Annotated in this window: 17 protein-coding genes; 13 read left to right on the plus strand and 4 right to left on the minus strand. The window is 62.1% G+C overall.

From position 1 onward, the window contains the following. Positions 1-48 precede the first annotated feature (48 nt). Positions 49-684, plus strand: coding sequence for a GntR family transcriptional regulator (locus CLU86_RS07520; RefSeq protein ID WP_099741177.1), 636 nt, complete (start codon positions 49-51; stop codon positions 682-684). A gap of 191 nt (positions 685-875) precedes the next feature. Next, positions 876-2,765 carry a long-chain fatty acid--CoA ligase gene (locus tag CLU86_RS07525; RefSeq protein ID WP_099741178.1) on the plus strand — a complete coding sequence of 630 codons (1,890 nt, stop codon included), beginning with the start codon at positions 876-878 and terminating at the stop codon, positions 2,763-2,765. A 12-nt stretch (positions 2,766-2,777) separates the two neighbouring features. Here the strand turns inward: CLU86_RS07525 and CLU86_RS07530 are convergent, their stop codons facing one another. After that, entirely contained in the window at positions 2,778-3,881 is a 1,104-nt protein-coding gene (locus tag CLU86_RS07530) for a saccharopine dehydrogenase family protein (RefSeq protein WP_099743396.1), read from the minus strand. Positions 3,882-4,029: 148 nt separating this feature from the next. Here CLU86_RS07530 and CLU86_RS07535 point away from each other — a divergent pair, with 148 nt between their 5' ends. Further along, the gene (locus CLU86_RS07535) at positions 4,030-4,506 is read left to right on the plus strand and encodes an Lrp/AsnC family transcriptional regulator (protein WP_099741179.1); all 477 of its coding nucleotides are present in this window, start codon (positions 4,030-4,032) and stop codon (positions 4,504-4,506) included. Between the two features lie 203 nt (positions 4,507-4,709). On the opposite strand, the gene CLU86_RS07540 is transcribed toward CLU86_RS07535, so the two are convergent. Continuing rightward, a complete protein-coding gene (locus CLU86_RS07540) occupies positions 4,710-5,297 on the minus strand; it encodes a lysophospholipid acyltransferase family protein (RefSeq protein ID WP_099655522.1) in 588 nt (195 codons plus the stop codon). A gap of 294 nt (positions 5,298-5,591) precedes the next feature. On the opposite strand from CLU86_RS07540, the gene dusA reads away from it, so the two are divergent. Continuing rightward, positions 5,592-6,596, plus strand: coding sequence for a tRNA dihydrouridine(20/20a) synthase DusA (gene dusA / locus CLU86_RS07545; RefSeq protein WP_369803814.1), 1,005 nt, complete (start codon positions 5,592-5,594; stop codon positions 6,594-6,596). A gap of 42 nt (positions 6,597-6,638) precedes the next feature. On the opposite strand, the gene CLU86_RS07550 is transcribed toward dusA, so the two are convergent. Next, positions 6,639-9,191: an EAL domain-containing protein gene (locus CLU86_RS07550; RefSeq protein WP_233194864.1), complete on the minus strand. Its 2,553-nt coding sequence runs from the start codon at positions 9,189-9,191 to the stop codon at positions 6,639-6,641. 509 nt (positions 9,192-9,700) lie between these two features. Between CLU86_RS07550 and CLU86_RS07555 the strand changes: the two genes are divergently transcribed. From CLU86_RS07555 to rsxB, 3 genes are all read left to right on the plus strand, one after another. After that, a complete protein-coding gene (locus CLU86_RS07555; RefSeq protein WP_099741182.1) occupies positions 9,701-10,774 on the plus strand; it encodes a GTP pyrophosphokinase family protein in 1,074 nt (357 codons plus the stop codon). A gap of 224 nt (positions 10,775-10,998) precedes the next feature. Continuing rightward, positions 10,999-12,402, plus strand: coding sequence for a polyhydroxyalkanoate depolymerase (locus CLU86_RS07560; protein ID WP_099741183.1), 1,404 nt, complete (start codon positions 10,999-11,001; stop codon positions 12,400-12,402). Continuing rightward, positions 12,399-13,106, plus strand: a complete 708-nt coding sequence (gene rsxB / locus CLU86_RS07565) for an electron transport complex subunit RsxB (protein WP_099741184.1) — start codon at positions 12,399-12,401, stop codon at positions 13,104-13,106. Before CLU86_RS07560 ends, rsxB begins: the two co-directional genes overlap by 4 nt. A 62-nt stretch (positions 13,107-13,168) precedes the next feature. Here the strand turns inward: rsxB and CLU86_RS07570 are convergent, their stop codons facing one another. Continuing rightward, positions 13,169-14,656 carry a methyl-accepting chemotaxis protein gene (locus CLU86_RS07570; RefSeq protein ID WP_099741185.1) on the minus strand — a complete coding sequence of 496 codons (1,488 nt, stop codon included), beginning with the start codon at positions 14,654-14,656 and terminating at the stop codon, positions 13,169-13,171. Between the two features lie 247 nt (positions 14,657-14,903). On the opposite strand from CLU86_RS07570, the gene dapC reads away from it, so the two are divergent. The 6 genes from dapC to CLU86_RS07600 all read left to right on the plus strand — a co-directional run bounded on the left by dapC (position 14,904) and on the right by CLU86_RS07600 (position 22,502). Beyond that, a complete protein-coding gene (gene dapC, locus CLU86_RS07575; RefSeq protein WP_099741186.1) occupies positions 14,904-16,109 on the plus strand; it encodes a succinyldiaminopimelate transaminase in 1,206 nt (401 codons plus the stop codon). 5 nt (positions 16,110-16,114) lie between these two features. Next, the gene (gene dapD, locus CLU86_RS07580; protein WP_099743398.1) at positions 16,115-16,948 is read left to right on the plus strand and encodes a 2,3,4,5-tetrahydropyridine-2,6-dicarboxylate N-succinyltransferase; all 834 of its coding nucleotides are present in this window, start codon (positions 16,115-16,117) and stop codon (positions 16,946-16,948) included. Between the two features lie 95 nt (positions 16,949-17,043). Next, complete coding sequence (locus CLU86_RS07585; RefSeq protein ID WP_099655529.1) at positions 17,044-18,204, plus strand: PilT/PilU family type 4a pilus ATPase; 1,161 nt, start codon at positions 17,044-17,046, stop codon at positions 18,202-18,204. A gap of 41 nt (positions 18,205-18,245) precedes the next feature. Beyond that, positions 18,246-19,439: a succinyl-diaminopimelate desuccinylase gene (gene dapE / locus CLU86_RS07590; RefSeq protein ID WP_099741187.1), complete on the plus strand. Its 1,194-nt coding sequence runs from the start codon at positions 18,246-18,248 to the stop codon at positions 19,437-19,439. After that, positions 19,436-20,347 carry a 50S ribosomal protein L3 N(5)-glutamine methyltransferase gene (prmB, locus tag CLU86_RS07595; RefSeq protein WP_099741188.1) on the plus strand — a complete coding sequence of 304 codons (912 nt, stop codon included), beginning with the start codon at positions 19,436-19,438 and terminating at the stop codon, positions 20,345-20,347. Before dapE ends, prmB begins: the two co-directional genes overlap by 4 nt. Before the next feature lie 109 nt (positions 20,348-20,456). Further along, on the plus strand, positions 20,457-22,502 hold the full coding sequence (locus CLU86_RS07600) for an ABC-F family ATP-binding cassette domain-containing protein (protein WP_099741189.1): 2,046 nt from the start codon (positions 20,457-20,459) through the stop codon (positions 22,500-22,502). The last annotated feature ends 189 nt before the right edge of the window (positions 22,503-22,691 follow it).

Genomic DNA, 22,691 nt, shown 5'->3' on the forward strand with positions numbered 1-22,691 from the left:
TTCATAATTATTGATTCAAAATATTCCAGCCAGCTTACAATCCGGGCCATGTCTGCTGTCACCCTTACTCCCCGCGCGCTTTACGAAGAAGTTGCCGAGCAATTGCGCCAGCGCATCTTCCGGCGCGAGCTGCAGCCCGGCTGCTGGATTGACGAGCTCAAGATTGCGGAAGAGTTTGGTATCAGCCGCACCCCCCTGCGCGAGGCGCTGAAGGTGCTGGCCGCCGAAGGCCTGGTCACGATGAAGGTGCGCCGTGGCGCCTATGTGACGGAGATGAGCGAAAAAGACCTGCGCGACGTGTACCACCTGCTCAGCCTGCTGGAGAGCGACGCCGCAGGCGTTGTGGCCGAGCGTGCCACGCCCGAGCAGCAGCAGACCCTGCAAGCGCTGCACGCCGAGCTGGAAGGTGCTGTGGCCGACCGCGAAAAATTCTTTGCCGTCAACGAGCGCTTTCACATGCTGGTGCTGGAGATGGCGGACAACCGCTGGCGCAGCCAGATGGTGGCCGACCTGCGCAAGGTGATGAAGCTCAACCGCCACAACTCGCTGTTCAAACAAGGGCGCATCGAGGACTCGTTGGCAGAGCACCGGGCGATTCTGGAAGCCATGCTGGCGCGAGACGCAGCCGGCACCATGCAGGCCATGCAGACGCACTTTGCGCAGGGGCTGGAAGCCGCTACATAAAGGCTGACGTGAGCGGGCCAGGACCTGCTCGGCATTCCTGAGCACAGCAGTCATTGCAGGACGTAACGAAGCCTGCACGGTGGTTATCATGCCCGGCACCCAAAATTAGGGTTTGTACCAAGTCCTTTCCGAGCACACGGTCCATCCGATGCGTGCAGAGAGCCTCCCGGCGCCCCGCTTTCCTCCGCCCCATGACACCCTCCCCTCGCGATATCGCCAGCGTCCAGACGCTCCCCCAACTCCTGGCCTACCGCGTGGCCAGCACCCCTGAGGGCGAGGCCTATCGCGCCTTCAACCCGGCCACCCATGCCTGGGAGAGCTGGAGCTGGCAACACACGTCGCTGCACGTGCAGCGCTGGTCGGCGGCCATTGGCGCCATGCAACTGCCCCAGGCCGCCCGCATCGCCATCCTGCTGCCCAATGGGCTGAACGCACTGTGCGCAGACCAGTCCACCTTGGCTACGGGCTGTGTGCCCGTGCCGCTGCATGCCATCGACAACCCCGGCAGCATTGCCTACATCCTGGCCGACTGCGAAGCCTCGATGCTCATCCTGGGCCAGCGTGCCCAATGGGACAAGATATGCGCTGTGGGCACGCCCTTCCCGGCCCTGCGCGCGGTGGTGTTCACGGATGAAGATGCCCCCGCAACCGAGGCCAGCGCGGCAGACAAGGCTGGCGCTTCAATGCCACTGGACGGCCCCTTGGTCGGCTCACTGGCGCAATGGCTGGAGGGGGCGGACCAAGCCCCCTCGCTGGCCCAGTGGCCCACTCCCACACCCCCAGGGGCCGATGACCTGGCGGCCATCGTCTACACCTCTGGCACCACCGGCAAACCCAAGGGCGTGATGCTGACGCACCGCAACGTGGTCAGCGATGTGAAGGCGGTGCTCGAGCGCATTGCCCCCACGGCGCAAGACGTATTTCTGTCGTTCCTGCCGCTTTCGCACACGTTTGAGCGCACGGGTGGCTACTACCTGCCCATTGCAGCGGGCAGCTGCGTGGCCTATGCCCGGTCGGTGCCGCTGCTGGCGGAAGACCTGCGCACGGTGCGCCCCACGGTGCTGGTGTCCGTGCCCCGCATTTACGAACGCATCCATGCCAAGGTGCAAGAAAAGTTGTCGCGTTCGCCCTGGAAAATGCAGCTGTACGAAGCCGCGCAAAGCAAGGGCTGGGCACGCTTTTGTGCCGCGCAGGGCCTGCCCGCCCCTGCGCCGGACGATGCCAAGGCCGCAGGCTGGATGGCCGCCCTGCCCTGGCCCTTGCTGCGCGCCCTGGTGGCTGCGCCGCTGATGGCCCAGTTTGGTGGCCGCGTGCGGGTGGCGGTGAGTGGCGGCGCCCCACTGTCACCCACCATTGCCAAGTGCTTTTTGGGGCTGGGCCTGCCGCTGATTCAGGGCTACGGCATGACGGAGACATCCCCCGTGGTGTCGGTCAACGCGCCAGAAGACAACGACCCCGCCTGCGTGGGCAAGGCCCTGCCCGGCGTGGAGGTGCGCATTGGCGAGAACCGCGAGCTGCAGGTGCGTGGCCCCATCGTGATGAAGGGCTACTGGAAGCGCCCAGAGGACACCGCCAAAATCTTGAACGCCGACGGCTGGCTGGGCACGGGCGACCAGGCGGACATCGTGAACGGGCGCATCTATATCAAGGGCCGTATCAAGGAAATCATCGTCACCTCCACCGGCGAAAAGATCCCGCCGGGCGACCTGGAGCTGGCCATGCTGGCCGACCCGCTGCTGGAGCAGGCCTTTGTGGTGGGCGAGAACCGCCCCTTCATCGCCTGCGTGGCCGTGCTCAACCTGCGGGAATGGCAGCACCTGGCCGCCGACCTGGGGCTGAACCCGCAAGAAGCCGACAGCCTGCAGCACCCCAGCGTGCACCGCGCCGTGCTGGCCCGCATTGAGAAGAACACCGCCAGCTTTGCACGCTATGCCGTGCCCCGCGCCGTGCACCTGACGCTGGCGCCCTGGACGATTGAGAACACCTTCATGACGCCCACCCTCAAGCTCAAGCGCACCAACCTGATGGGGCATTTTGAGCAGGCGATTGAAGGCATGTACCAAAAGCCCGGCGGACGTTGACGCACTGAGGCCTTAAAGCACCAGCGCGCTATCTCCCGCATAGGCCACTCCAAACCGGTTGGCCACAAAGTCTGCCAACGCCACCGCCTCTTGCCCCACAAAGCCTTGTTGCGGCAACCGGCCCTGGGCGACCAGGTCCAGCGCCGTGCAAATGCCTGCGGCAGTGGTGAGCTGAATGGCGCTGAGCCGGTGGCCCGCCAGCTCGGTGCCCACGATATGCGCCGAGTACGACTCTTGCAGCAAACGGCCACCACGCAGCCCCGAGGCGGTGGCAAACACCACGATCACATCCTGGTCAGTGGTGGGGATGGCGGTCTCCAGAATGTCCTTGAGCAAATCGCGCCGCTCGCGCAGGCGCAGGTCGTTGAGCAGCAGCTTGAGGATGGCGTTGTGGCCTGGGTAGCGGATGGATTGGTAGTCCACCTGCCGGGCCTTGCCTGCCAGCGTTTCGGTAAGCGTGCCCAAGCCACCCGAGGTGTTGAAGGCCTCGTACTCCACGCCGTCCAGTGCAAAGGTTTCCAGGCCTTCGAGGGCGGGCACGGTGGTGCGCACGCCGTCCACAATGGCTTCGCAGGGGTTGCAGTACTCGTTGATGAGGCCCTCGGTGCTCCAGGTCAGGTTGTAGCGCAAGGCGCCCTGCGGGTAGCGCGGCAGTGCCCCCACGCGCATGCGCAGCGTGTGCAGGGTGTCAAAGCGCCGGGCCAGGTCGTTGCCCACAATGCCGATGAACCCAGGCGCCAGGCCGCACTGGGGCATCAGCACGCTGCGGGCATGGGCCGCCAGGGCGCGGATGGCCTGGGTGCTGGCCACATCCTCGGTCAGGTCAAAGTAATGCACTCCCGCTGCAGCGCAAAGCGTGGCCACCGGCACGGCGCGGTGAAACGGCAGTGCGTTGAGCACGGCAAAGCAGCCGCCGATGGCGGCCTGCAGGCTCGCCTCATCTGTGGCCAGTTGGGTGGACACCCCCAGGGCCGCCGCCTCGGCCAGGCGCGCCGGGTCACGGTCTACCACCCTGACGTCGTAGTCGCGGGTGTGCTGCAGCAACAGCGCCATGGCAAAGCCGATGTGGCCAGCGCCGAGGATGGTGATGGCGTGACGGGTGGAAGTGGTGGCCATGGCAGTGCTCCTGGTGTGGGCTTGCGGCATGCCCGCAAGCCGGTGTGAAAGATGCCCTGATCCTAGGCAAGGGTGCTGTCAATGTGTAGCAGCCAAATCATCGAAAGATGGGTTTTGTTTTGTCATAATGGCGAATATCATGGCCACTATGACGTTTGAACCCACACTACCCGCCTCCCCTCCAGTGCTGGACGCCACCGACCGCCAGTTGCTGAGCCTGCTGCAAGCCAACGCCCGAGAGGGCACGGCCCAGTTGGCGCGCAAGTTGAGCCTGGCGCGCACTACGGTGGTGGCGCGCATTGCGCGGCTGGAGCGCACGGGCGTGGTGGCTGGCTATGGCGTGCGGCTGGGCACTCGGCTCGATGCCACCACCGTGCGGGCCTGGTGCAGCATCAGCGTGCTGCCCAAGGCTGCGCCCGCCGTGCTGCGTGCACTCGAGGCGATGGCCGAGGTTGAAGAGGTGTCGGCCGTGAGCGGGCCGTTTGACTACCTGGTGTTTTTGCGCTGTGGCAGCCACGAGCAGCTCGACACCTTGCTCGACCGCGTGGGCCAGCTCGATGGCGTGCACCAGACGCAGACCAGCATCGTGCTCAGCCGCAAGATTGATCGCAGGCAAGTAGGGTGACATCCCCCTGATCGGCTGCGCCGCTTCCCCCTTCTCTCGACTCGCTGCGCGCATCGAGAAGGGTGAGGCGCCAGCGCGGCAGCACTGGCCTGGGCCGCGTCAGTCATGACCCGCACGCCCGCAATTAAACGCTGAGCGCTATGAATATTGAAGCTTCCAGCGCTTATCCAGAAAGCGCTAGAGGCCCATTTTTATGCAAACCCTCAGGCCTCGAACTGCGTAGGGTTCTTGCCCTGGATGGGGGCATAGAACGCCTTGATGACGGCCATGTCGGCCTCCAAATCGCCTGTGGGCTCGAACACAGGCCCCAGCCCGCCCACCTTGCGGCCATAGTCCACAAACGCCAGCACGATGGGCACACCAGCCTGCTGAGCAATGAAATAAAACCCCGTCTTCCAGTGCCGCGTTTTGCCGCGTGTGCCTTCAGGGGGCACGATGAGTTGCATGGGCCCCTGGGCATCCCGCATGGCCTGGGCCGAACTGGCAACCAGGTTGTTCGATTGTTCCCGGTTCACCGGGATACCGCCCAGCCAGCGCATCACGCCGCCAAACGGCGCCTTGAACAGGCTGTGCTTGCCCATCCAGTACACCCTCAGGCGCAGTGAAAAGGCGAGCATCAGTGTGTAGGGCAAGTCCCAGTTGCTGGTGTGAGGGGCGGCAATCAGCACGCACTTGGCAGCGTGGGATGGCAAAGCGCCTTCTACCCGCCAGCCAGTCAAGCGCAAAGTGGCTACAGACAAGGCGCGCAGCAAGGTGTTGACCACCGGGGTGTCAAAAATGGTGTGGTGCATGGACAAAAGGGAAACGCCCCCTGATAGGGCTCTGCTGCAAGTATCGCCGAAACGTTTTGCGACATTTCGCAAGGAAAAAGCCACCGAAAGAGCAAGCCATTCAGCTATCAAAAAAATAGCTATTAGCGCTTTCAGATAAAGGCTTGGGTGGCATTTTTACCCACAACATCCCCTGCATCGCACCTGGGCTGGTGGGATAATCCGTCACTGCACGCTGGGATGGCAGCCTTGCTGCCTCTCCCTGGCGCGCAACTTCGCCGCCACGCTCACCTTGTCTTTTCTTACTTGAATCCTGTGGAAACCAAACATAGCCCCTGGCGCATGTCCATCGCCCCCATGATGGACTGGACGGACCGCCACTGTCGCTACTTTCACCGCCTGCTCACCCAGCACACCCTGCTGTACACAGAAATGGTGAATGCAGGGGCCATCATCCACGGCGGCACCGAACGGCACCTGCGCTACAACGCCGAAGAACACCCTGTGGCCCTGCAGCTGGGCGGCAACGAACCTGACAAGCTGGCCCAAGCAGCGCGGCTGGGCCAGGAATGGGGCTATGACGAGATCAACCTGAACTGCGGCTGCCCCAGCGACCGTGTGCAGCGCGGTGCGTTTGGCGCCAGCCTGATGAAAGCCCCCCAACTGGTGGCCGACTGCGTAAAGGCCATGAAGGACGTGGTGGCTGTGCCCGTGACGGTGAAGCACCGCATTGGCATCGACAAGGACGAAAGCTACGGATTTGTGCGCGACTTCATCGGCACCGTGGCGGACGCGGGCTGCACGGTGTTCATCGTGCATGCGCGCAATGCCTGGCTACAAGGCCTGAGCCCAAAGGAAAACCGCGATGTCCCGCCGCTGCGCTACGAGGTGGTGCACCGCCTCAAAGCCGAGTTTCCGCAGTTCACCATTGCCATCAACGGAGGCATCACCACCGATGCAGTGGTGCAGGAACAGCTGGGGCACCTGGACGGCGTGATGATTGGCCGCGAGGCCTATCACAACCCCTGGTGGCTGGCACGCTGGGACGCGCTCTACTATGGTGGCGCGCCCTGCCCCCTGAGCCGCGACGCGGTGGAGTTGGCGATGGTGGAGTACATGGAGCGCGAAGCGGCGTTGCACGGCACACCCTGGGCCCACATCGCGCGCCACATGCTGGGCCTGCGCCACAGCTTGCCGGGGGCACGCATCTGGCGCCAAGTGTGGAGCAACCACCTGCTCAAAGACCGGCCTGCACGCGAAGTGTTTGCCCTGGCCCAACAGGCGGTGGCGGACTCCTTGGCCAACCACCAAGAGCATTGAGAATGGCCTGCTGAGCGGGCCTGGCAGCCCAGTCCGCAGGCGCTACGTGCCAAGGCCTATTTGCTTGTCCAGCCAGGCTCCCAGTGGCTGCGGGCGCCCGAACAGATACCCCTGCAGGCATTCGCAATGGCTTTGGATGAGGAAGTCTGCCTGCGCCTGTGTCTCGACCCCTTCAGCCACCACCCGCAGCTTGAGGTGACCGGCCACCGCCAGGATGGATTGCACGATGGCCGTATCGTTGGGATCCCCCGGGGTGTCCTGAACAAAGCTCTTGTCAATCTTGAGTTCGTACAGTGGCAGCCGCTTGAGGTACGCCAGGCTGGAATAGCCGGTGCCAAAGTCGTCGATGGAAAACCGCACGCCCAACTGCACCAGCTCTGTCATGCGGGCGATGGTGTCGTCCAGGTTCTCGATCAGCAGGCTTTCGGTCACCTCCAGGATCAGCAACTCGGGCTTGGCACCGGTGGCGGCCAGCACATTGCGGATGCGCTCCACAAAGTCTTCCTGCCGAAACTGCCGCTCGCTCACATTGACAGAGATCGACAGCGCCTGCCCTTGCGCCTGCAGCTTGGCCAGGGCATCACAGGCCTGGCCAATCATCCAGTCGCCCATGCGCAGGATGAGCCCTGACGCCTCTGCCAGGGGAATGAAGCGGCTGGGCGGCACGTTGCCGCGCTCGGGGTGGTTCCAGCGCATCAGCAGCTCGCCGCCCACCACGGCACCCAGGGCATTGACCTGGGGCTGCACATACACCGCCAATTGCCCTTCGGCTGCGGCTTTCTTCAGGTCTTGCTCCAGCGCCAGGCGCTCTTGCACATCGGCCTGCATCGCGGCTTCATAAAAACGGATGCGATTGCGCCCCATGTCTTTGGCGCGGTACATGGCTGTGTCTGCTTCGCGCAGCAGGTCTTCGGTGCCCTCGGCTTGCTTGGGAAACAGCGTGATGCCGATGCTGCTGGTGCTGCTGTAGAGATGGGTCTGGATGCTGTAGGGCACCTCCAAGGCGGCGCGCACGGTTTCGGCCACAAGCAACGCTGCCCGGCCTGCCCCTTCGATGTCAGTCCCCAAATGCCCGATCAGCATCACAAACTCGTCCCCACTGAGGCGCGCCACCGTGTCGCCCGGGCGCAGCAGGCTGAAAAGGCGCTGCGCCACCTGCTTGAGCATGGCATCACCCACCGTGTGGCCACGGGCATCGTTGATCTGCTTGAAATTGTCCAGATCGACAAACAGTACCGCCCCCATCTGCTTGGATGTTTGTGCGGCCGCGACGGCCTGCTCCATGCGGTCCATCAGCATGCGGCGATTGGGCAGCTGGGTGAGCGCATCAAAGTAGGCGAGCTGGTGCGAGCGGGCCTCGGCATTTTTGCGCTCGGTGATGTCTCGCGACAGCGCAATGAAACACGGTGGCTCTCCGGGAGCACCTGTCGGCTTGCGCGCAATGGACAGTTCAAACCAGTAGATCTGGCCTTGCAAATCCAGGCGAAACTGGTGGCCCGCCGAATAGCCCGTGGCGTTTGCCGCTTGCAGGGCGGCGCGGCATCCTGTGGCAGCCGCCGGCGGCATGATGTCTTCCAGCCGCCGGCCCACAAAGCTGCGAGCAGGCTCGGCAAGCGCGGCCAAGTGCCCGCTGCGGCAGTAGGCAATGCGCCCGTCGGGGCCGATTTCCATGAGCAAGTCTGGAATGGCGTTGAGCGTGCTGGCCAACTCGTCGCGCGCTCCGCGCAGCTCTGCAGTCATGGTGTATGCCAGCGATTCAGCGCGCGCCCGGCCCGTGGCCAGCAGCCAGGCGAACCAACCCAAAACCACGCTGAGCAAAGCCCCAATCAATGCAGACAAATGGTGGGTTTCGTACTCATAGCGGTCCTCAAATGCAGGCAAGGGCACCATGCGCAGGTTCCAGGTGCGCCCCCCAAACGTCATCGGACGAACAATCTGTCGCTGGGCCTGACCATGCTCCAGGCGCGCATCGGTGTAGAGATAACTGTTGCTGTCCTGGGTGTCGCCATCCAGCACATCCAGGCCTATGTCTGCATCGAACTCGCGGGACAGGCCGGCAATCACCTCAGACAAATGAAACGGCGCTGACACCCACCCCACCAACGCAGCCCGCCGCTGCTGGAGGGTGTCTAGCACTGCGCCATTGGTGTAGATCGGCAGGTACATCACCAACCCCCTGGGCGTCCCCGCCGCCTCGTCCTGCGCCAACGGCAGCATGGCAGAAACGGCCAAGGTGCCAGTGTCGGCGGCGCGGTCCAGCGCTTCGCGGGCAGCGGGCAGCATGTAGGCGTCTAGCCCCAGCGCACGCTGGTTCTCGGCATCCAAAGGCTCGATATGGGTAATGGCAGCGTAGGTGGGCCGCTCACCCGGAGGGCGCACGGTGTACTGCGGAAAGCCGCGCTGGCGCATGTCCTGGATGTGGGAGGCCAGCGCCACCGACGGTAGCTTCAGGACGAGTGAAATCCCCTTGAGACCAGGACGGGTTTCTTGCAACTGCAGTGAGCTGACGTAAGACTGGAACTCTTGCCGATCAATCCTCTCGGAGCCTTCGAAGTACCCGCGCGTCCCACGCAGCACCATTTCGTAGGTGGCCATGCGGTCAGCCAAGTTGTAACCAATCCGTTCTGCGGCAACCTGGAAATTGACGTCACGGCGCTCCCGGCTGCCCCGCTCTTCGCTTCGCCAGTGGGCGTAGGTCAGGCTCAACATCACCAAAGAAAGCACGGGCGCAAGCACCCAACCCCAGCGACGCTGGAACACAGGGGCGTTGTCTGCCGAAGAAGACGGTGGGGTTGGCTTTGGGGACATTGTTGGGACTGGACCCGAACCAATGTGGCGCGGGTACGCGCGAGCAGCATGGTCGCTCACACCGGGGCCATTATCAGCAAGTGCCAAGGGTCCAGAAAAGATTTTTCACAAAGTGTGCACAAATTCCTGCAGGGTTTGTGCCGTGTCTGAGTCCGTGCTGTGTAACCTATTACCGCGCCCAGCGACTGCTTACGATATGACGCCCCCAGAATCTTCAAGCGGCGCCAATACCGAGCGCTCTAACCCGACAGCTACGCCACTCGGCTCCGGCCACACAATACGCAGAACCTAGCACCATGGCACCCATCGATTTGGAACTGGAAGAATCCCAGTTCCGCACGTACTACCGCAACCACCTGCCTCAATTGCAGGCAGTCTGCGACCATGTGGTCCGGACTGTGGAGCAATTGTTGGTTGCCGCCCCCAACCTGGATGTCTCAAAAGTAGAGGGCCGCGTCAAAGACGTTGAAGAGTGCATTCGCAAGTTCCGCCGCAAGTACAGGGCGGCCCTGGAAGAGAGCAACACACCGTATGAAATCCAGCCGTGGATCACCGACTTGATCGGCGTGCGGGTGGTGTGCCTGTATGAAGATGAGCTGGAAAAAGTAGCCCAACTCGTGCAGTCGCACTACGCCGTGATCGAAGTCACCAACAAGGCTGCAGCCGTGGAAAGCACGGAGACCGAGTTTGGCTACAAGGGCCTGCACCTGGACCTGCGTGCCAAAGCCTCCTCAAAAGCCCAGGTTGAATCAGCAACAGAAGCCCCCTGGCCTTTCGAGCTGCAGATCCGCACCATCATCCAAGACTCTTGGAGTGTGCTGGACCACAAAATCAAGTACAAAAAATCCATTCCGGGGCAGCTCAAGCGGCGCATCAATGTGCTGTCGGCGTTGTTTGAGCTGGCAGACCGCGAGTTCTTGCAGATCCGCGATGCCACTGCGGCAGAGTTGCTGCAGGCGCCAGACGAAACCGCAGAGCCCGCGACTGAGGCGCAGCAAGATGCCCTGCAGGCCCCCAAGGCGTCGGCGCTGGGCAGCGAGCTCAACGCGTTCACCTTCCTCAAGATTGCCAACCACTTTTTCAAAGACTTCGAGTTCGAGGCCTCCAAGGTGGACAGTTTTGTGGCCGATATCCAGCTGTGGCAGCCTGGAATGACCCGCTCGCAATTCAATGAACTGCTGCGCCACACCATTGGCACCGTCAAGCGCTACAAGCAGCATTTTGAAGAGCAAAACCCACAGGCCTCGTTCAACCCGTTTACGGTGATGCGCCACTGCCTCTACCTGGGCCAAAAGGGCCAGTTTCGCCCGGCCTTGCGCAATGTGGCGCGGCAGGCCTTTGAGAGCTGGCTGCAAGAAAACCAGACCTGAACGCTTGGCAAGGCCTAGTTCATCAATAAAAATGCCGCTAGCGCTCTATACAAAAGCGCTGGAAGCTATATTTTTTATAGCAAAATGCCTTATGCATGGGCAGGTAGCATGGCATTCACGGGCGCCAATCTGTCGCAAAGGCGACTCGCGATTGGTGGTTTTACTCCATTCCTTTGTTACGGAGTGCTGCTATATTGCACTGCAACATAACGGAGTTTCGCCCCATGCTCTACCAGATCTACGAAACCCAGCGCTCCCTGATGGAGCCCTTTGCTGACTTTGCGCAAGCAGCATCCAAACTCTTCAGCAATCCGGTTTCGCCGTTCAACCAGATTCCGCTGGCTCAACGCCTGTCGGCTGGCTACGACCTGCTGTACCGCCTGGGCAAAGACTACGAGAAACCCACCTTTGACATCCCCAGCGTAGATGTGGACGGTGTGGGGGTGGCGATCCATGAGCGCATTGAGCTGGACAAGCCATTTTGCGAACTGCGCCGGTTCAAGCGCTTTTCAGACGATCCCGCTACCCTGACCAAGATCAAGGGTCAGCCGGTGGTGCTGATCGTGGCACCGCTGTCTGGCCACTACGCCACACTGCTGCGCGACACCGTGCGCACCATGCTCAAGGACCACAAGGTCTACATCACCGACTGGAAGAATGCCCGCCTGGTGCCGCTATCCGAAGGTGAATTCCACCTGGACGATTACGTCAACTACGTGCAGGAGTTCATTCGCTATCTGCAAGGGACCTATGGCAACTGCCACGTCATCAGCGTGTGCCAGCCCACGGTGCCCGTGCTGGCCGCTGTGTCCCTCATGGCCAGCCGGGGCGAGACCACGCCGTTGACCATGACCATGATGGGCGGCCCCATTGACGCCCGTAAGTCGCCTACATCGGTAAACAACCTGGCGATGAACCGCAGCTTTGAATGGTTTGAGAACAATGTGATCTACCGGGTGCCAGACAACTTCCCTGGGGCTGGTCGGCGCGTGTACCCCGGCTTTTTGCAGCACACCGGTTTTGTGGCGATGAACCCTGATCGCCACGCCTCCAGCCATTACGACTATTTCAAAGACCTGATCAAAGGCGACGACGCCAGCGCCGAAGCCCACCGCAAATTCTACGACGAGTACAACGCTGTGCTGGACATGGATGCGGATTACTACCTGGAGACCATCAGCACCGTCTTCCAGGAGTACAGGCTGGTCAATGGCACCTGGGATGTGCGTTCGCCCGATGGCAAAGTCGAGCGCGTACGCCCGCAGGACATCACCACCACCGCCTTGTTTACGGTAGAGGGCGAGCTGGACGACATCTCTGGCTCGGGCCAGACAGAGGCCGCCCACGACCTGTGCACCGGCATTGTGCGCAAAGAGCAACGCCATCTGGAGGCCAAAGGTGCTGGGCACTACGGCATCTTCAGCGGCAGACGCTGGCGCGAACTCGTGTACCCGCAGGTCAAGGCGTTCATTGTGGAACACCAGTTGAGCGCAGCCCCGGTGAGCAAGACGGCGACCTCTCGCACAGGGGCGGCAGCACCGGCCCCCGCAGAATCGGCAACGGCGGCAGCCGTTACGTCAGCCCCTACCCAGCGATCCCGCCGAGCCACCTCGGCACGCAAGGCTTGAGCCCTGCCCAGCCCGCCACAGCGGGCTGCGCCACCACCGCCGAGCTGGCGCGCCGCATCGATGCGGCGCTGCCCCAAACCCAATGCACCCGCTGCGGCTACCCGGACTGCGCTACCTACGCGCAGGCAGTGGCCGTGGGCGCAGCGGGCATCAACCAATGCCCACCCGGCGGTGCGCAGGGCATCGAGCGGCTCGCAGGCATCATGGGTGTGCCACCGCTGGCAATGAACCCTGAGCACGGACAAGAATCGGTTCGTGCCGTGGCGTTCATTGACGAAAACTGGTGCATCGGCTGCACGTTGTGCATCAAAGCCTGCCCCACCGATGCCATCGTGGGCGCCAACAAGCTAATGCACACGGTGATAGAGCCGTATTGCACAGGCTGCGAGTTGTGCGTGCCCGCCTGCCCGGTGGATTGCATTGAGCTGGAGAGCGTGACCGGCGACCGTACCGGCTGGGCCGCCTGGAGTGCAGAGCAAGCCAACGAGGCGCGCGAGCGTTACGCCGCACGCCAACAGCGCCTCGCCCAAACCGGGGCGCAGGATGAAACAGCCGCAGACATCCGGCGCAGCTTGCTAGAAGAAGACGCGCCCCCTGCGAATGCACCTGCGGAGCCACCATTGCAGGACGCAGCGGCCACTAGGCGCGCAGCGATTGCCGCAGCCATGGAGCGCGCAAGACAATTGCGTGCGGGCGGCAGCTGAAGCGAGCCGACTTCACCTGCTAGGCACACTGATCGAGTCTGCCCCCTGCCCAACTCGCCAAGCTACCGGGCCGCTAAGGTTTTGTAGACGCCACACCCCACATACCAATCGTCCACCTGGCTGACGAACGACATCTTGGTCTGCACAACCCCAGTGGCGGGGTTGGTAATGTCGTATTCCACCCAACCGGGCCCTTGCTGGGCCTGGGTCACGATGTCGTACACCAATTGGTCACCGGCAATGCCTGGAATGTCTTGCACCCGCGTGCCTACTTTGGCGGGGTTGCCTCCAAAGGCCAGGTAGCGTCCCGAGTCATCGAGCACGAACACATACATGTCGCGGTCATGAAAGCCCGCAGCCTTGTCCGTGATCCGGCCCAGAAACTGCTCGCGCGGGCTGGAGCGGCGCAATGCCACCGCCTTGCGCACCAGCGCTACCGCCTCTTCCGCAGTGCCCTGCTGCAGCCTGAAGGCTGCCACCGCCTGATTCAGCGTGCTGGCGCGCTGCTCCAGTGCCTCGGCCTGCTGCACGGCCAGCCCCACCATCTGCGCGTTGTCCTGGGTGATCTGGTCCAGCTGCTGCACCGCACCGCTGATCTCTTTGAGCCCCGTGCTTTGTTCGTTGCTGGAGTTGGCAATCTCGCTCATGCTGGCGGCCACACTGTGGATGCCCCCAGCCATGGCCGAAATCCCTTCGCCTGCGGAGCGAATCAGGCCCGCGCTGTCTTCCACCTGCCCCACTGAAGTCTGGATCAGGTCACGGATCTCGCGGGCCGCCTCGGCGGAGCGCTGGGCCAGCATGCGCACTTCGCTGGCCACCACCGCAAAGCCCCGACCCTGCTCGCCCGCGCGGGCTGCCTCCACCGCAGCGTTCAGGGCCAGGATGTTGGTCTGAAAGGCGATACCGTCAATCACGCCAATGATCTCGCTCATGCGGCGTGCACCCTGTTGGATAGCCTCCACGGATTGCACGGCTCGGCCCATGGCCTGAGCACCGCTGTCTGCGGCCTGTCGCACCTGGGCGGCCTTCTGATCGGCGCTCAGGGCTGTGTGGGCATTGTTTTGCACGGTCGAAGACAACTGCTCCACGCTCGCCGCCGTTTCCTCCAGGTTGGCAGCCTGCTGCTCGGTGCGGTCGGCCAGAGCCCGATTGCCCTGCGCCAGGCTTTGCCCCGCGTGGGCAACCAGCGCCGCATTGCTGCGAATGTCTGCCACCATGGCCGAAAGTTTGTATACCATCTGGTCCAACGAACGGGCCATATCACCCATCTCGTCACGGCCTTGCAGGCTGGCGTGCACGGTCAGGTCACCCTGGGTCGTTTTGCGCATGGAGCCAGCCACCGCCTCCATGTCCTGGGCCATGCTGACCCACAGCGCCAGTTGCACGTACAGCATCAGCGCACAGGCAATGGCCGTCAGCCAATACGGAGCGGAGAGCCCCGCCAACACCACGGCCAGTAAGGCCAGCACAGTACCCCATGCCACTTTGCCAGGCCAGCGCATGCGCCGCATCAGCTGCAACCCCGGGCTCAGTGGAGAAAACGCCGCCATGTCTTTTGTCCCTTGTCTCTATTTGTATATGGGCCATGCTAGGAGGCCGCTCTTACGCTCGGTTGACGAAAGGCGAGGTGGGCGGGTAAACGATAGGCCACAGAAACCACAACCAAACCCCAATCCAGCCCCAAGGTTTTAATCACGCCGTCTGGGTGCGACTGGAGAAACGCCCCCAGTGCCCACCCGCAAACAGCCTTCCATGACGCAATCAAGGTAGTGCATGCATCCACCATAATGCAACCCCATGAATTCCCTGCTCTCTCACTTGCAGCCTTATCCGTTTGAAAGGTTGCGGCAACTTTTCGCTGAGGTTACGCCTCCAGCCCACTACTCACCCATCAGCCTGGGCATGGGAGAGCCTCGCCACCCCACGCCGCAATTCATCAAAGACACACTTTGCAACAATTTGGAGAGATTGGCTAGCTACCCCGCCACCGCAGGGGATATTCGCCTTCGCACGGCATTCACCGATTGGATTGTCCGCCGTTACCAGCTTACGCTGAGCCCAGCCACCCAGGTGCTGCCTATCAATGGCTCCCGCGAAGCCCTGTTTGCCTTTGCGCAAACGGTGGTGGATGCAGCCCAGCCCGACCCTGTTGTGGTGTGCCCCAACCCGTTCTATCAAATCTATGAGGGCGCTGCTTTGCTGGCGGGGGCAACGCCCTACTATGCGCCCAGCGATCCGGCGCGCAACTTTGCGGTGGATTGGGACAGCGTTCCGCAAGAGGTCTGGAAGCGCACACAGCTGATTTTTGTGTGCTCGCCCGGCAACCCCACCGGGGCTGTCATGCCACTGAGCGAGTGGCACAAACTGTTTGCGCTGAGTGACCGGTACGGCTTTGTGATCGCATCGGACGAGTGCTACAGCGAAATCTACTTCCGTGACGAGCCGCCGTTGGGTGGACTCGAAGCTGCTCACAAGCTGGGGCGCCACGATTTCAAAAACCTGATCTCCTTCACCAGCCTGTCCAAGCGCAGCAACGTGCCGGGCCTGCGCAGCGGCTTTGTGGCGGGCGATGCGGCCCTGATGAAGAGCTTCTTGCTCTACCGCACCTACCACGGCAGCGCCATGAGCCCTATCGTGCAAGAAGCCAGCATTGCCGCCTGGGCCGATGAAGAGCATGTGGTGCAAAACCGCGCCCTGTACCGCAAGAAGTTTGCCCAGGTCACCCCGCTGCTGGCGGGTGTGATGGAGGTGGCCCTGCCCGACGCCGGCTTTTACCTCTGGGCCAAAGTGCCCGACGCACTGGGCATGACCGACGCCGAATTCGCGAAGGCGCTTTTGGCTCAATACAATGTCACGGTGCTGCCTGGCAGCTACCTGGCCCGCGAGGCCCAGGGCAGCAACCCCGGTGCCCAGCGCGTGCGCATGGCCCTGGTGGCCGACACCGAAGAATGCGTGGAAGCCGCGCTGCGCATCGTCCAATTCATCCAATCCCGTACTGCTTGAACAACATGAGCCAACAACTGCAAAACACCATTGAAACCGCATGGGAAAACCGTGCCAGCCTCTCCCCAGCGTCCGCCCCCAAGGAAGTGGTCGATGCCGTGGACCAGGTGATTGCCGAACTGAACAACGGCACCCTGCGCGTGGCAACACGTGAAGCCGTCGGCCAATGGACCGTGCACCAATGGATCAAGAAGGCTGTGCTGCTGTCCTTCCGCCTCAAAGACAACGAAGTGATCCAGTCGGGCGACCTGACCTTCTACGACAAGGTGCAAACCAAGTTTGCGCACCTGAGCGCTGATGAACTCAAGGCCACTGGCGTGCGCGTGGTGCCTCCAGCCGTGGCACGCCGTGGCAGCTACATCGCCAAGGGCGCCATCCTGATGCCTTCTTACGTCAACATCGGCGCCTACGTGGGCGAAGGCACCATGGTGGACACGTGGGCCACCGTGGGTTCGTGCGCACAGATCGGCGCAGGCGTTCACCTGTCGGGTGGCGTAGGCATTGGTGGCGTGCTGGAACCACTGCAAGCAGGCCCCACCATCATTGAAGACAACTGCTTCATCGGCGCCCGCTCTGAAGTGGTCGAAGGCGTTGTGGTCGAAGAAAACTCGGTGCTGGGCATGGGCGTGTACCTGGGCCAAAGCACCCCCATCTTCAACCGAGCCACCGGCGAGATCAGCTATGGCCGCGTGCCTGCTGGCTCCGTGGTGGTCAGTGGCAACCTGCCCAAGACGGCCGCCAACGGCGCGCCTTACAGCATGTATGCCGCCATCATCGTCAAGCAGGTCGATGCGCAAACGCGCTCCAAGACCAGCATCAACGACTTGCTGCGCGACTGATTTCGCCCAACTGCGACGCGCCCGCGTGATTGCCGCCGAAAATTTGAACAAAGCCCGCTGAGGCTGTTGGCAGACCGATACGAGAGGGATACACCATGAGTACGATGGAGCGGATTCTTCGCCTGATGAGCGAGAAAAAAGCGTCAGACGTTTACCTGTCTGCCAACGCCCCGGCGCTGATCAAAATTAACGGCGAGTGCATCCCGATCAACAACCAGATCCTTCCGCCGGATGCACCGCGCAACCTGCTGTCTGAAATCGTTCCCGCAGAACGCATCGAAGAGCTGGAAGAAACGGGTGAGTTGAACATGGGCGTGCCGCTCAATGGTGTGGGGCGCTTTCGCGTCAGCGCCATGCGCCAGCGCGGCAGCTACGCGGTGGTGATTCGCTTCATCTCGCAGCAGATCCCGGAGTTCTCTACGCTGAACCTGCCCCCGGTACTCACCGAGCTGATCATGGAAAAGCGCGGCCTGATTCTGGTGGTGGGCGCTACGGGCTCTGGCAAAAGCACGACGCTGGCGTCGATGATCGACACGCGCAACGCCGCCATGTCGGGGCACATCCTCACCATCGAAGACCCTGTGGAATACCAGTTCCGCAACAAGAAATCGATCGTGAACCAGCGCGAAATTGGCAGCGACACCCAGTCACTGCAAACCGCGCTCAAAAACGCGCTGCGCCAGGCCCCCGATGTGATCTTGATTGGCGAAATCCGCGACCGTGAAACCATGTCCTCGGCCATTGCCTATGCGCAATCCGGTCACCTGTGCCTGGCCACCCTGCACGGCAATAACAGCTACCAGGCCCTCAATCGCATCTTGAGCTTCTACCCCGTGGAAGTGCGCCCCACCATGCTGGGCGACCTGGCTTCAGCACTCAAAGGCGTCATCTCACAGCGCCTGGTGCGCACCACCGACGGCGGCCGCGTGCCAGCGGTGGAGGTGATGCTGAACACCAAACTGGTGTCTGATCTGGTGGAAAAAGGCGACTTTTCTGGCGTCAAAGAGGCCATGGAAAAATCCATGGCCGAAGGCTCGCAGACCTTTGAAGAAGCGCTGGCCCACCTGATCGTGGAAAAAAAGATCGACCGCAAGGAAGGCATGGCCTACGCGGATTCACCAACCAACCTGATGTGGCGCCTGCAAAACGACTTTGCCCTGGCCGCCAATGCCGCCAAGGCGCAAAAAGAAGCCCGCGACACCCCCGATGACCAGCCCTCGTTCACCGAGATCGTGCTGGACGTCAAAGGCGGCTGAGCCGCAACGGCACAGCGCCCCTCGAAACCTTGTGATTGCCAATGACCCGTACCCTGCAACTGGCTGAACAGCTGATCTCCCTGCCCTCCGTCACGCCTTTGGACGAGGGCTGCCTTGAACTGCTGGCAGCGCGCTTGCAGCCCCTGGGCTTTGTGTGTGAACGGCTGGACAGTGGCCCCGCAGACTTTCGGGTCAGCAACTTATGGGCAAAAAGGCCTGCAGCGCACTCCACAAAAGCGCAAGCAGCTATCAAAACCATAGTATTCGCAGGCCATACCGATGTGGTTCCCACGGGTCCCTTGGCCCAGTGGAACAGTGACCCGTTCACGCCGACGCACAAAGACGGCAAGCTGTATGGCCGAGGCGCCAGTGACATGAAAACCTCGATCGCCGCCTTTGTAGTGGCGGTCGAAGAGTTTCTGACGGCTTCGCCGGATGCGCCCCTGCACATGGCCTTCTTGCTGACCAGCGACGAGGAAGGCCCATCGGTCGACGGCACCAAGGTGGTAGTGGAGCAACTCAAGGCGCGGGGCGAAGTGCTGGACTATTGCATCGTGGGCGAGCCCACCTCGGTCGAGCGCACGGGCGACATGATCAAGAATGGCCGCCGTGGCACGCTCAGCGGCAAGCTCACCGTGCGCGGCATCCAGGGGCACATCGCCTACCCGCAACTGGCGCGCAACCCCATTCACCAAGCCATGCCCGCCCTGGCAGAGCTGGCAGCCACTGAGTGGGACCAAGGCAATGCCTTCTTCCCGCCCACCAGCTGGCAGGTCAGCAATATCCACGGCGGCACAGGCGCCACCAACATCATCCCGGGTGACGTGGTGATCGACTTCAACTTCCGTTTTTCGACCGAATCCACCGCCGACGGCCTGCAGCAGCGTATGCACGCCGTGCTGGACCGCCATGGCCTGGAATACGACCTGCGCTGGACGCTGGGCGGGCAACCCTTCCTCACCACGCCGGGTGAATTGGTCGAGGCAGCGCAGCAAGCCATCTTGGGCGAGACAGGGCTGACCACCGAACTGTCCACCACTGGCGGTACCAGCGATGGGCGCTTCATTGCCCAGATCTGCCCTCAAGTGATTGAACTCGGCCCGCCCAACGCCACCATCCACAAAATCGATGAGCATGTGGTGGTGGCCGACATCGAGCCACTCAAAAACATCTACCGCCGCACGCTGGAAAACCTGCGCACCCAAGCCCTGGACCGTGCGGCGGTGGCCGCATGAGCGCCCCCATCACACTGTCTGCACTCGTCGCGCAGGCCGCACACCAGCTGCAATCTGCAGGCCTGGCGTTTGGCCATGGCACCACCAATGCGCAAGATGAGGCCGCCTGGCTGGTGCTGTGGCGCCTGGGCTTGCCACTGGACACCGACTTGTCAGAGGCATCGGACTCCGAAGCGCAGCGCAGTGTGTCCGCAGACGAGCAGGCCGCGGTGGCGGCATTGCTGGAGCAGCGAATCCATACCCGCAAACCCGCCGCATACCTGACCCAGGAGGCTTGGCTGCAAGGCGTACCGTTCTACGTGGATGAGCGCGCCATCGTGCCGCGCAGCTTCATTGCCGAGTTGCTGGCCGACGGCAGCATTGACGATTTTTTGGGTGAACACACACGCCGCGTACTGGACCTGTGCACCGGCAACGGGAGCCTGGCTGTGTTGGCGGCCATGGCTTATCCCGACATTGAAGTCACCGGCGCCGACATTTCTTCCGATGCACTGGCGGTGGCGCGCATCAACGTGGACAAACATGACTTGGCGTCGCGCATCACGCTGCAGTTGTCAGATGGCTTGTCCGCACTGCCCGGTCCTTGGGATTTGATTCTGTGCAACCCGCCTTACGTTAACGCCCAAAGCATGTCTAGCCTGCCGGCAGAATACCGGGCCGAGCCTGAGCTGGCGCTGGCGGGTGGCACTGACGGCATGGACTTCATCCGCCAACTGCTGCAAGACGCCCCTTCGCGCATGAGTGAACATGCCGTGCTTGTGCTCGAGATCGGCAACGAGCGCGAATTCTTTGAAGCAGCCTTTCCCACATTGCCTGTGTTTTGGCTGAATACCAGCGCGGGTGAAGACCAGGTTTTGCTGGTGACTCGGCAGGCCTTGACCGCCCAATCCCGGCTCACGGCACAATAGAGGGTTACGGGCCCCCTTTTTTGCGTCGGTTGCCCCTATAAGGCAGCCTTTAGCCCCAGCTTCTTAACGCCACCCGCCCCGTGCGGGTGCGCTTTTTTCTGAACTCCGGATGATCACCCTCAAGAACGTTACCTTGCGACGCGGCGCCAAAGTCGTGCTCGACAGCGTTTCCGCCACCATCAACCCTGGCGAAAACGTGGGCCTCGTAGGCCGCAATGGTGCAGGCAAGTCGAGCCTGTTTGCCTTGCTCAGCGGCAAACTCCATGAAGACGGCGGAGACTTCCACATCCCCAGCAGCTGGCGCATGGCCGAGGTGGCGCAGAACATGCCCGAGACCGACCAATCGGCCACCGACTTTGTGCTGGAGGGCGATACCCGCCTGGCCGAAGTCCAGCAACAGTTGCTCGACGCAGAAGCCAGCGACGACGGCATGGCCATCGCCCATGCCTATTCAGACCTGCACGACGCCGGCGCCCACGATGCCGTAGCACGGGCACAGGCATTGATTTTGGGCCTGGGCTTTCGCGTCAGCGAACTGGACCACCCCGTCAACAGCTTTTCGGGTGGCTGGCGCATGCGCCTGCAACTGGCCCGCGCACTGATGTGCCCCAGCGATTTATTGCTGCTGGACGAGCCCACCAACCACTTGGACTTGGACGCCCTGGTCTGGCTTGAAGCCTGGCTCAAGCGCTATGCAGGCACCATGATCGTGATCAGCCACGACCGCGAGTTCCTCGATGCCATTACCAACGTCACCCTACAAATCCAGCAAGGCGAGTTGAACCGCTACGGCGGCAACTACAGCAAGTTCGAAGAATTGCGCGCCCAGCAGCTTGAACTGCAACAGGCCAGCTTCTCCAAGCAACAGGAAAAGATGGCCCACCTGCAGAAGTTCATCGACCGCTTCAAGGCCAAGGCCAGCAAGGCCAAGCAGGCGCAAAGCCGCGTCAAGCAGCTCGAACGCATGGAGAAGATTGGACCGGTGCTGGCCGAAGCCGACTTCACCTTTGAATTCAAGGAACCGGCCAACCTGCCCAACCCGATGCTGGCCATCAGCGATGCGTCGTTCGGCTATGTGGACGACGAGGGCACGCCCACCACCATCCTCACGGGCGTCAACCGCTCCGTGCTGGCCGGTCAGCGCATTGGTATTTTGGGCGCCAACGGCCAGGGCAAATCCACTCTGGTCAAAACCATCGCCCGCACCATGAAAGCCCTGGGCGGCAGCGTGACCGAAGGCAAGGGCCTGAACATCGGCTACTTTGCCCAGCAAGAACTCGACGTTTTGCGCCCCAGCGAAAACCCGTTGGAGCACATGATCCGCCTGGCCAAGGAACTGGGGGCCGACGCCAAGCAACCCAGCCGCGAGCAAGATCTGCGCAGCTACCTGGGCACCTTCAACTTCACGGGCGACATGGTCAAGCAGGCCGTGGGCACCATGAGCGGGGGCGAAAAAGCCCGCTTGGTGCTGGCCATGATCGTCTGGCAGCGCCCCAACCTGCTGCTGCTGGACGAACCTACCAACCACCTGGACTTGGCCACCCGCGAAGCCCTGGCCATGGCCCTCAACGACTTTGACGGCACCGTCATGCTCGTCAGCCATGACCGCTCGCTGCTGCGCTCGGTCTGCGAAGACTTCTGGATGGTGGGCCGTGGCGTCGTGGGGCCCTTTGATGGCGATCTGGACGACTACCAGCGCTACCTGCTGGAAGAATCCAAGCGCCTGCGCGAGCAGGCCCGCCTGGATGAGGTGGCTGCACGCTCTGTGGCGACCACAGCACCATCAACCCCTGCACCTGTGCCCGAAAAGACCGCCGAAGTGGCCAAGCCCCCAGCAGCCCAACCACCGGCGACAGCCCCTGCAGTGCGCGACAGCAAAGAGCAACGCCGCCTGGACGCCCAAACCCGCCAACAACTCGCAGACAAGGCTCGCCCCTTGAAGAAAGAGCTGGAGCAAATCGACAAACGGCTGGCGGCACTGTCTGCCGAGCGCGCAGACCTGGAAGAACGCCTGACACAACCGCTGCCCCCTGCAGAGATTGCAGACTGCGGTAAACGGCTCAAACAAGGAAACGATGAAACCCAGGCGCTGGAAGAACGGTGGCTGGAAGTTTCTGGAGCCCTTGAAGAAATGGGCGCCACCAGCACACTGTAATATGCAATAAAGTGTATATTTTTTGCGATCATATCGGGCTCTATCGCTTACCTATTCGGCGTAGAGCGCTGCATTTTTTATAGCAGCCCCGTCCATCGCAAAATCGTTGCATTTTTTTGCAGAATGGCGTCAACCTGCACTGCGGCGAGCGCGTTGTTGGTCTATCACAGGAGTTTTCCAGTATGAACC

Source organism: Acidovorax sp. 62 (assembly GCF_002754495.1).
Classification (GTDB): Bacteria; Pseudomonadota; Gammaproteobacteria; order Burkholderiales; family Burkholderiaceae_C; genus Acidovorax.